This window comes from Streptomyces sp. NPDC058289 (assembly GCF_042880975.1).
GTDB classification, from domain to species: domain Bacteria; phylum Actinomycetota; class Actinomycetes; order Streptomycetales; family Streptomycetaceae; genus Streptomyces; species Streptomyces stoeckheimensis.
This window is the reverse complement of record NZ_JBHVYI010000167.1, coordinates 1-9,441: the sequence shown is the minus strand read 5'-3', so window position 1 is coordinate 9,441 and position 9,441 is coordinate 1. Positions and strand designations below refer to the sequence as shown.

Below are 9,441 nucleotides of genomic sequence, written 5' to 3'. Positions count from 1 at the left end.
TCGGGGCCGGGTCCGGCCCATTCACCCCGCTTTGCCTGCCCCCCTTGTGCCCCCCGCCCCCCGAGCCGGACCGCCGCGGCCCCCCCCCCGGACGGGGCGCGGGCCCGCTTCGGACCGGTGGCGGGTCGCTACCGTCGTACGGTCACCACGGGGGCCCCGGCGGCGACGGTCTGTCCGGTGTGCGGCTCGACCGAGGTGAGGTCGGCGGTGTTGGTGACGGTCATGAGGGTGACCGTCGGGTGCTCCGCCGCGCGAACGGCGTCGAGGTCGACCTCGACGAGGAGGTCGCCGACGGAGACCTGCCGGCCGGACTCGGTGCGGACGTCGAAGCCCTCCCCCTTCATCTGCACCGTGTCGATGCCGATGTGGATGAGCACCTCGACGCCGTCCGCGGTACGGATGCCGAAGGCGTGGCCGGTGGCGGCGACGATGATCAGCTCTCCGTCGACCGGGGCGACGATGCGGCCGTCGGCCGGCTCGATGCCCACGCCTTCGCCGAGCGCGCGGGAGGCGAAGACGGGGTCCCCGACTTCGTCGAGGCCGACGACGCGGCCCGCGACCGGCGCGGCGAGCTCGATGGCCTTTCCGGCGGTGGCGGTGGGAGCACCGGCCCCGGAGGCGGAGGCAGCGGCGGGGGTGGAGGCGGAGGCGGAAGCGCCCGCGGTGGTCGCCGATGCGCCGACGGTGACGAGTTCGCGGTCATCGGCCGGTGCGGCCTCACCGCGGGAAGCGGCCTCGGAGGCGTCGCGCTCGGCGTTGGCCTGGGCGCGGTCCTCGGGGGTGCGGAAGTCGGAGAAGTACACGAGCGCCATCGAGACGAAGAAGGCCGCCGTGATCGCGATGGCGTAGGTGGTCATCGGGGAGAAGACCGGGATGGTCAGCAGGGAGGTGAAGGCGAAGGCCTTGGTGTCCACGCCGCCCATGACGCCCACGATCACGCCGCCCACGAGGCAGCCCACGAGCATGCGCGGGTAGATCCGCTTGAAGCGCAGGTGGATGCCGTACAGCGAGGGCTCCGAGATGCCGCCGAGCAGACCCGCGGCCAGGGCTCCGGTGGCGGTCTGGCGCATCTCCTTCTCGCGGTGGCGGAGGGAGAGCAGCAGCACACCGGCGGTGGCGCCGAAGCAGGCGAAGTTCCAGGCGCCCATGGGGCCCTGGATGAAGTCGTAGCCGAGGGTGTTGATGTTCACGAGCATGAGCGCGTTCAGCGGCCAGTGCAGGCCCAGCGGCACCAGGAACGGGTACAGCAGCGGGATGAGGATCGCGAAGACGATCGGGGCGTTGCCGTTCAGCCAGGACAGTCCCTCACCGAGGCCGTTGCCGGCCCAGACGCCCAGCGGGCCGATGAGGAAGGCGGTGATCGGGATCATGATCAGCATGCTGAAGAACGGTACGAAGACCAGGTGCACGGTCTCCGGGAAGATGCGCTGCAGTCCCTTGTAGACCAGGGCGAGCACGGCGACCATCAGCAGCGGTACGAAGACCTGGCCGCCGTAGTCGTTGAGCTGCATCGGCAGCCCGAAGACGTGCGCCACGCACTCCTGGGTGCCGAGCGTCCCGTTGGTGGTGCAGGTGATGCCGGGGATCCCGGACTTCGGGTTGAGCATGCCCGTGAAGTTCGGGGTCATCACCGCGGCCATCACCGCGGCGCCCACCCAGGGATCGATCTTCAGCTTCTTGGCCGAGTTGTAGGCGACCATGATCGGCAGGAAGTACAGCACCGAGCGCCACATGGCGTCGACGAACACCCAGGTGGCGGACTTGTCCGCGGCGCGGAAGTCGACGACGCCCAGGGCGTCGAGGACGGAGGCGATCGCGATGATCAGCGAGGAGCCCAGCAGGACGCCCATGAGCGGGCGGAACGAGTCGGACAGGTACTCGAAGAAGTTGTCGACCCAGGCGTAGCGGCCGCGGCTCTTGGCCCGCATGGCGGCCTTGACGTCCGCGTCGGACTTCGGTCCGGCCGTGCCGCCTCCTGCCATCGACGGCAGGTTCATGATCTCGGAGTAGACGCGTGCGACGGCTCCGCCGATCACGATCTGGAGGCGGTCACCGGACTGCGGCACGGTGGCCATGACGCCGGTGAGGGCGTCGAGCGCGGCCGTGTCGGCCTTCGCCCCGTCGTGGAGCTGGAAACGCAGCCTCGTCGCGCAGTGCGTGAGGCTCTCGATGTTCTCGGCTCCGCCTACGCCGCGGAGGATCTGCTCCGCCGGCGTGCCGGGTCCGGCTACGGGTGTGTTCATGATGCGTCCTTGCATCCTGGGGCGCTTGCCATCCTGCTTCGGTTCGCGATCTCTCTCGCCCGGATCCGGGCAACAAAAAAGGCCCGGGTCGCGCACACGGCGCTACCCAGGCCTTGCCTCCCCTCGAGCGGTGCACCGCCTTGGCGTCGCGTGGCGACGAAGGTGATGCCCTCGGGGAGTAACAATCCTGCGATCGAGATCGATCAAACAAAATCTTAACACCGGGAATTGCCTGCGGAGGACCGCACAGGCGCGGCGCGGCACACTAGGGCCGGCGGGCCAGCAAGTGGGCGTCGAGGAAGCCGCGTTCGGAGGCCGGGTCGTGGATGAGCCGGGCGGACGGGACCAGGCCGGCCCCGGACAGCAACTCGGCGAACCGGTCCACCGGCCAGCTGTAGGCGGGCGTCACCTTGTGGTCGAAGCGGACCGGCTGCTCCGATCCGTCGGTCGCGAAGAACGAAGCCAGGAGCAGGCCCCCTGGCGCCAGGACGCGCACCTGCTCGGCGAGCAGCGCGGGCAGTTCCCTGGGCGGCGTATGGATCATCGAGTAGTGGGCCAGTACGCCGCCTAGCGCGGCGTCCTCGATGGGCAGGGCCTCCATGCGCGCCTCGTCGAAGCGCAACGCCGGGTGGGCCCGGCGGGCGTGGTCGACCATGGCCGGGGAGAGGTCGAGCCCGAAGGCGTCCAGTCCCAGATCGTGCAGCATGGCCGTCAGGTGCCCGGGGCCGCATCCCACGTCGGCCGCTCGCGGGTTCCCCGTCCCGCGCACCAGCTCTGCGAAGGTGTTGATCATGGCTCGCGCGAAGGGCTGCGTCTCCAGCCGATCGGCGAACAGCGACGCGTACAGCTCGACGACCCCGTCGTAGGCCGTCCTGGTCTCGGTCTGATGATCCACCATGGGCAGGAAGTTAACACCCTCGCAGGCGACCCGAGCCCGCCCCCCACGGACTCGGGAAAGCGCGCCCTCAGGCATTCAGGGACGAGGCCCGGTGTTCGGTCGGGGTGATTCCGTAGGCCTCACGGAACGCCCGGCTGAAGGCGGTGGCGCTGGAGAATCCCCAGCGCGCCGCGATGGCTTGGACGGGCTGGCCGCCCGGTTCCCCGCGCGCGAGGTCGGCGTGGGCGCGCTCCAGCCGCTTCTCGCGGATGCGTGCCGCGACGCTCAGGTCCTGGTCGGCGAAGAGGGCGTGCAGCGCCCTTAGGGACAGGTTGTGCCGATCGGCGATCAGCTGGGGAGTCAGGCCCGGGTCGCCGAGGTTGTTCTCGATGAAGCGGTGGATCCGCTGCAGGGTCTCCTGCGCGCGCACCTCGGCAGGTGCCTCGCCCAGGTCGCCGAGCTGCTGCGCGAGACAAGCGGTGGCCAGGTCGAGGGCTATGGCCCCCATCCCGCGCAGCTCCTCGGGGCGACAGCGCGGGCCGTGCGCGAGCAGGGTCTTCAGGAAGTCGGCGAGGACGGCCCCCGACCCCCTGTCCGCGGCCAGGTTCTGTGCGAGGAGGCGGTCCACGCGGTTCGGGCGCAGTGCCAGGGCCGGGCGGGGAATCTGCAGCACGATCGCCCCGCCCTGCCCGCCGGCACTGGCCCCTTGGCTCGGCCGTGAGGTGTCCGTGAGCACGAGGCCCCCCGCGACCACCGACTCGCTGCCCCGCTGGGAGATCCTGAAAGCACCTTGGGTGACGAGCGCCAACTGCACGTGCTCGGGGTCACCGCGCCGGACATGGGCCAAAGTACGACGCGAGAGCACCGGCGAACACGTCAAGGCGGACAGCCGCACCACGCCGAGATCCAAGTCCGTGATCTTCGCCCGGAAGTCGGCGGTGTGCCGGGTGCTGAGCATGACGGGCATCACGTCGCTGGACACCGTCTCGCAAAACCAATCGAACCTGTCCTCGCGCGCCACGACTGTCTCCGACGCCACCGGCAAGCCCATGCGATCCCCCACACCCTTTGACCTGGCAGTGAACCAGTTCCCTACCGGTTGACCCACAGCCGTGCTTCCCCCCGTCACGTGATCAAGTATCGGCCACGTGATTCCGGCGAACGTGACACCGGACCCCCTTCCCGCCCGGTTGCCTCACCAGGTATCTTGCATCGCATGGAACCAGGTGATTCGACCAAGCAGGCCCGGGCAGCCGCCCAGCTGCGCAAGGGGGTCCTGGAGTACTGCGTACTCGCCCTGATGCGGGACCGCCCCCGGTACGGCGTGGAGCTCCTGCACGCCCTGGAGGACTCCGGCACCCTGGCCACCAGCCAGGGCACGGTCTACCCGCTGCTCTCCCGACTGCGCCGCGACGACCTGGTCACCACCACCTGGCAGGAGTCCGCCTCCGGACCACCCCGTCGCTACTACGCGCTCACCGACAGCGGCCGCGCCGCACTCGACGAGTTCACCCGCGTCTGGCCCGGCTTCCGCAACGCCGTCGACGACTTCCTCGCCACCCCGCACCACTCCACCGGAGACCCCGCATGAAGACCTCGGCCGACCCCGTACGCGACTACCTCTCCGCCGTCGAGCGCGAGGCCTCCGCACTGCCCGCCGACCGTCGCCGGGAGCTCCTCGCCGACCTCGCCGAACACATCGAGGTGACGCGCGCCGAACGTCCCCACGTCACGATCGGCGTGGTCCTGGCGGAGCTGGGGGACCCCCGTACGATCGCGGCGACGGCACTGGCAGAGGCGGGCGACGGGGTGGCCGTCGGGGCCCCGGCCCACAGCGGGGCCCACGCACCCGTCCGGCGCGGCAAGGTGCACCCGCTGGTCCCGCTCCTGATGCTCACCCTCCCCTTCCTCCTCGCCGCGGTCTTCCCCCACGTCCCCGCCGCCGGGTTCTGCAGCACCTTGTTCCGCGTCATCGGCGCGGTGCTCCTCTGCACTTCGGTGCACTGGAGCACGGTCCGGAAGACGACCGGCGTGCTGCTCACCGCGGTGCTGCCGACCCTCGCCATCAGCGTCTGGACGTGGTCCAGCGCCGCCCCCGCGGGCGACACCCCGGCCACCCTGGCCAACCTGGCGACGCTCGCCCTGCTGGCCGGCACGGCTGCATGGCTCTGGCGGGGCCGCCGCGCCTGAGACATGTCGCCCGGGTGAGACGGCCCACGACCGGACCCGGTCAGGTCAGGGACTGGGCGGCGTAGAGGGCGCCTACGGCGGTGGCCAGGGTGCCCAGGAGGAGCCGGAGGGCCTTCTCGGGGAGGTGCGGCTGGAGGCGGGCACCGAGGTAGCCACCGATGAGACCGCCGGCTCCGCAGGCCATGCCGAGGAACCAGTCCGGCGCGATGCTGCCGGAGCCGGAGAGCGCCAGCACGCTGTAGGTGGCGGCGCCGACCACGGAGGTGGCAAAGGTCGAGGCGAGGGCCGCCGGGGCGACTTGGGCGACCGGCGTGCCGCGGCCGACCAGGATGGGGCCCAGGAGGGAGCCGCCGCCGATGCCGTAGATCCCGCCGACCACGCCGACGGCCAGGGCCAGGCCGGTCACCGCCCGCGGCGACAGCGCCTCACGGGCCCGGCCGGACCACCGGGACGGCAGGAGCGTGCGGGCGATCAGCCACAGTCCGAGCGGGAGCAGGAACCCGGCCACCAGAACCTTGAAGACGGCCGGGCCCGGGATCGCGAACACCCGGATGACGGCTCCGAGGACCACGCCGGGCAGGGTTCCGAGAACCAGTCGGCGCACCAACGGCCCGTGCAGGGTGCCGGTGCGGTGGTGGCGCAGGAGCGCGCCGGGGCCGGCGACGACGTTGTAGAGCAGGTTGGTCGGTGTGACCGCCGGACTCGGGACCGCGAACACGCTCAGCTGTACGGGCAGGAGGAACACCGCGCCGGAAACCCCGACCGGTGCGGTGATCACCGCGATCAGCAGGCCGGTGGCCAGGCCGGCCAGGCCCGTCCCCCATTCCAAGGGAGCTCAGCCGCGTTCGATGTGCACGCTGGTCGACTTCACCCGGGCGGTGACCGTCACGCCCGGCTCCAGGCCGAGGTCCTCGACGGCCTCCCGCGTCAGCAGCGACACCACCCGGTGCGGGCCCGCCTGGACCTCCACCTGCGCCGAGACGTCGCCCAGTTTGATGGCCGTCACGATCCCCGGGAACGCGTTGCGCGCCGAGGTGGAGGGGGTGTCCCCGTCATCTGCGCCCTCCTGGGCGACCTCCACGCAGAACGCGGCGAGGGCGGGCCCCTCCACGATGCGCCGACTGCCCTGCCGGTGGGTCGGGAAGCGGCCCGCGTCGGCCCACCGCCGCACCGTGTCGACGCTCACGCCCAGCAGCTCGGCGGCCTGCCCCATCGTGTACGACTCCATGAGCACCACCCTACGGGCTGAAGATCGCGGGCCCGTCGAGCACCCTCGGCCCCGCGCGGTGGCGGGCTCGATCGACCGGATGCGATGTGCCCATGCCAGGGCAAAACGATCATCGGTTTGCCCTCCTCGTGCAAGTGGGTAGATCATGCCTCGTGATCGGCAGTCGTGTGTCCGAAGTACCGCTTCACCAAGCGTCGGAGGACCAGGGCAAGCACCCCACACCCAAGGGTCCTCAGCAGCGAGGACCCTCGTCCCCGACAGGGAGCATCAGATGGCCACCGGAACTGTGAAGTGGTTCAACTCGGAAAAGGGCTTCGGCTTCATCGAGCAGGACGGCGGCGGCCCCGACGTCTTCGCCCACTACTCCAACATCAACGCCCAGGGCTTCCGTGAGCTCCAGGAGGGCCAGAAGGTCGAGTTCCAGGTCACCCAGGGCCAGAAGGGCCCGCAGGCCGAGGACATTCGCCCCGTCTGAGCCGTAGCAGTCTGACGCCCCGCACCGTATCGGTGCGGGGCGTCGCTGCGTCCGCCGCCGGTGGTCCCGCCCACCTCGCCGTCGGACCGGGTCGGGCCCCGCCGTACTCTGTCCGGGTGATCCTGCACAGCCTTCACGACCGATCAGACCTGGCCGCCCGCTTCGAACGGGATCCCGCCATGAACCTGATGGAGCTCGGCGACCTCGACGACCTGCCGTGGCCCCACACCAGCTGGTACACCCTTTCCCAGGACGGGCCGGTGGCACTGCTCTACGCGGTCGGCGACGTACCGACGCTGCTGGGCTTCACCCGCCCCGGGCAAGCGGCCGCCCTGGAGGGGCTCGCCGAGGCGCTGCTCCCCGTACTGCCCCGGCGCTTTCTCGGGCATCTGACCGGGAACGCCGCGAAGGTTCTGGAATCCGGGTACGTCGCTCAGTCGCACTCCACCCTGCTCCGCATGGCGCTGACCGAGCCCGACATGGCCGACCGGTATCCCGCCGGCCCCTGGGAGCCCGCCCCGCTGAGCCGGGATGACCTCCCGGAACTCCTCGAACTCTTCGAACAGGCGTACCCGGGCAACTGGTTCGACGACCGCATGCTCGACACCGGCCAGTATCTCGGCGCCCGGCAGGCCGGACAGCTGGTCGCCGTGGCGGGCGTGCACGTGCACTCGGCCGGCTACCGGGTCGCCGCGATCGGGAACGTCACCACGCATCCGCGGGTACGCGGACAGGGCGCCGGCGGCGCCTGCGTCGCCGCGCTGTGCCGCCGGCTGGGAGAGACGGTGGACCACATCGGGCTGAACGTCCGTGCGGACAACGCCACCGCCGTCCGCCTCTACCGCCGGCTCGGCTTCAGCGAGGTAACGGAGTTCACCGAAGCGCTCTTCACGGCTCGTCCGTAGGGAACGGCGGGCCGGCCCGCCCCGGGCCCTGTGAGGGGCCGGGGCCGGCCGAGTGCTGTGCCGACGTGCTGCCGGGTGGACGCGCGCTACGGTGCCGGGCTTGCCGCGCGGGATGCCAGCAGTTCCTCCAGTCCCTCGGAGTAGTCGATCGAGCAGGACGGGACCTTGGAGGTCTCGATCACGCCGAAGCTGGACCCCCGCTGACCGAGCGGGTAGTAGTCCGACCACCCGAACGTGAGCGTGTAGCCCGGCGGGACCGTCTTCGCGTTGACCTTCAGGTCGAAGTCGTCACCGCTGTTCTGCATGATCTCGGCCTCGGGATCGGCCTGGGGACCCCGGTACCCGCCTCCCATGTCGGAGCACTGGGACCGTGGCCGCTGCGGGACCACGACGACTGCTACTCCCAGCGCCTTCAGCCGCTCCGCGAGGGCGGGGACCTGGTGGTTCTCGGGCAGCTTGAACCGGAGCGAGCCGTCGGCGTCCCGCTTGATCTCGGGCTCGTCCGTGATCGAAGGGCTCGGCGAGGCGGTGGGACCGTGGGCGGGCCGGGAGCCGTTGTGGGTATTGCCGGGCAGGGCCATCACGGCGACGACCGCTGCCGTCGCGGCGCCCACCGCGAACGGGATGCCGTACCGCCGGGCGACGGATGGAGCGGGGGGCGCCGGCGGCACGTCCGGGAGACGTGCCATGAGCGCCGCCTTGAGGCGCTCCTCGAAACCACTGGGCCTATCGCTCATCGGGAAACCTCCAACTGGCCTTCGGTGACAGAGCCCTGGACGGCGCCCAGAGCGCGCCGGGCACGGTGCAGGCGGACGCGGATCGTCGCCCGGGTGACGCCGAGGACCTGCGCGGCCTCGGCCGGGGTGAGTTCGTCGACCACCACGAGATCGAGGGCCGCGCGCAGCGGCTCGGGCAGGACGGCGTGGCGCTCGGCCAGTTGTCTGAAGGCCCGCTGGGAGTCGATGCGTTCCTCCAGCGCGGCGAGGTCCTCGCCGTCGAGGAGGCCTCGGCCGCTGAGCCGCGCCGCTGCTCCGCCGTCGCGGGCCGGCCCGCGGGCGCCCGACGGGATGGTGCGGGCTATCGCGAACAGCCAGGCGATCGGAGCCCGCCTGCCGGGCCGGTATCCGGCGGCCGCTCCCATGGCGGCGAGGAAGATGTCGGCGGTCAGGTCCGCCGCCAGGTGCGGGTCGGCGACCCGGCGCGTGACGAATCCGAGGACGGCGTCGATGTGTTCCTCGTAGAACGCACCGAATCCCTCAGGTGTGGTGAGACCCGGCGGTCCGGTCTCGTGTCGTGGGCTGAGCACCCGGTTCCTCCCTTGCACGGGGATCCCGGATGGCTCCCTCATCCAGTACTTGGCCGAAGGCGCCCGAAGCGTTTCATCGGGAGGGAACGAGCCTGCCGGGAGTACCGGGACACGCAGACGGTCCACGGACCGTGCACCTCGACTACGAGTCCGAGCACCCCGCCGAGGCCGCGGCCGGTGTCCCACGCCTCCAGCAACTCCTTGATGCTGGCGAGGG

12 protein-coding genes and 1 pseudogene are annotated in these 9,441 nt (G+C 71.2%); 5 read left to right on the top strand and 8 right to left on the bottom strand.

Going from position 1 to position 9,441, the window contains the following annotated elements; genetic code table 11:
- Window positions 1-128 precede the first annotated feature (128 nt).
- The 3 genes from ACFVX6_RS40000 to ACFVX6_RS39990 all read right to left on the bottom strand — a co-directional run bounded on the left by ACFVX6_RS40000 (window position 129) and on the right by ACFVX6_RS39990 (window position 4,078).
- The gene (locus ACFVX6_RS40000) at window positions 129-2,243 is read right to left on the bottom strand and encodes a glucose PTS transporter subunit IIA (RefSeq protein WP_389699508.1); all 2,115 of its coding nucleotides are present in this window, start codon (window positions 2,241-2,243) and stop codon (window positions 129-131) included.
- A gap of 265 nt (window positions 2,244-2,508) precedes the next feature.
- On the bottom strand, window positions 2,509-3,141 hold the full coding sequence (locus ACFVX6_RS39995; protein ID WP_389699507.1) for a class I SAM-dependent methyltransferase: 633 nt from the start codon (window positions 3,139-3,141) through the stop codon (window positions 2,509-2,511).
- 67 nt (window positions 3,142-3,208) lie between these two features.
- Window positions 3,209-4,078: a helix-turn-helix domain-containing protein gene (locus ACFVX6_RS39990; protein WP_389699506.1), complete on the bottom strand. Its 870-nt coding sequence runs from the start codon at window positions 4,076-4,078 to the stop codon at window positions 3,209-3,211.
- Between ACFVX6_RS39990 and ACFVX6_RS39985 the strand changes: the two genes are divergently transcribed.
- The 3 genes from ACFVX6_RS39985 (at window position 4,077) to ACFVX6_RS39975 (ending at window position 5,310) form a co-directional block, all read left to right on the top strand.
- Window positions 4,077-4,223: a hypothetical protein gene (locus ACFVX6_RS39985; protein WP_389699505.1), complete on the top strand. Its 147-nt coding sequence runs from the start codon at window positions 4,077-4,079 to the stop codon at window positions 4,221-4,223. The genes ACFVX6_RS39990 and ACFVX6_RS39985 overlap by 2 nt on opposite strands.
- Before the next feature lie 113 nt (window positions 4,224-4,336).
- On the top strand, window positions 4,337-4,711 hold the full coding sequence (locus tag ACFVX6_RS39980; protein ID WP_389699504.1) for a PadR family transcriptional regulator: 375 nt from the start codon (window positions 4,337-4,339) through the stop codon (window positions 4,709-4,711).
- A complete protein-coding gene (locus ACFVX6_RS39975) occupies window positions 4,708-5,310 on the top strand; it encodes an HAAS signaling domain-containing protein (RefSeq protein WP_389699503.1) in 603 nt (200 codons plus the stop codon). Before ACFVX6_RS39980 ends, ACFVX6_RS39975 begins: the two co-directional genes overlap by 4 nt.
- Before the next feature lie 40 nt (window positions 5,311-5,350).
- On the opposite strand, the gene ACFVX6_RS39970 is transcribed toward ACFVX6_RS39975, so the two are convergent.
- A complete protein-coding gene (locus ACFVX6_RS39970; protein ID WP_389699502.1) occupies window positions 5,351-6,139 on the bottom strand; it encodes a sulfite exporter TauE/SafE family protein in 789 nt (262 codons plus the stop codon).
- 6 nt (window positions 6,140-6,145) lie between these two features.
- The gene (locus ACFVX6_RS39965) at window positions 6,146-6,538 is read right to left on the bottom strand and encodes a molybdopterin-binding protein (protein WP_389699501.1); all 393 of its coding nucleotides are present in this window, start codon (window positions 6,536-6,538) and stop codon (window positions 6,146-6,148) included.
- 271 nt (window positions 6,539-6,809) lie between these two features.
- On the opposite strand from ACFVX6_RS39965, the gene ACFVX6_RS39960 reads away from it, so the two are divergent.
- Complete coding sequence (locus ACFVX6_RS39960) at window positions 6,810-7,013, top strand: cold-shock protein (RefSeq protein ID WP_389699500.1); 204 nt, start codon at window positions 6,810-6,812, stop codon at window positions 7,011-7,013.
- Window positions 7,014-7,129: 116 nt separating this feature from the next.
- Window positions 7,130-7,918: a GNAT family N-acetyltransferase gene (locus ACFVX6_RS39955; protein WP_389699499.1), complete on the top strand. Its 789-nt coding sequence runs from the start codon at window positions 7,130-7,132 to the stop codon at window positions 7,916-7,918.
- Window positions 7,919-8,004: 86 nt separating this feature from the next.
- Here the strand turns inward: ACFVX6_RS39955 and ACFVX6_RS39950 are convergent, their stop codons facing one another.
- The 3 genes and pseudogenes from ACFVX6_RS39950 to ACFVX6_RS39940 all read right to left on the bottom strand — a co-directional run.
- Entirely contained in the window at window positions 8,005-8,655 is a 651-nt protein-coding gene (locus ACFVX6_RS39950) for a hypothetical protein (RefSeq protein WP_389699498.1), read from the bottom strand.
- Window positions 8,652-9,224 carry an RNA polymerase sigma factor gene (locus tag ACFVX6_RS39945; protein ID WP_389699497.1) on the bottom strand — a complete coding sequence of 191 codons (573 nt, stop codon included), beginning with the start codon at window positions 9,222-9,224 and terminating at the stop codon, window positions 8,652-8,654. The genes ACFVX6_RS39950 and ACFVX6_RS39945 overlap by 4 nt, the downstream gene beginning before the upstream one ends.
- 119 nt (window positions 9,225-9,343) lie before the next feature.
- Window positions 9,344-9,441, bottom strand: a pseudogene (locus ACFVX6_RS39940) (MerR family transcriptional regulator); the annotation flags it as partial.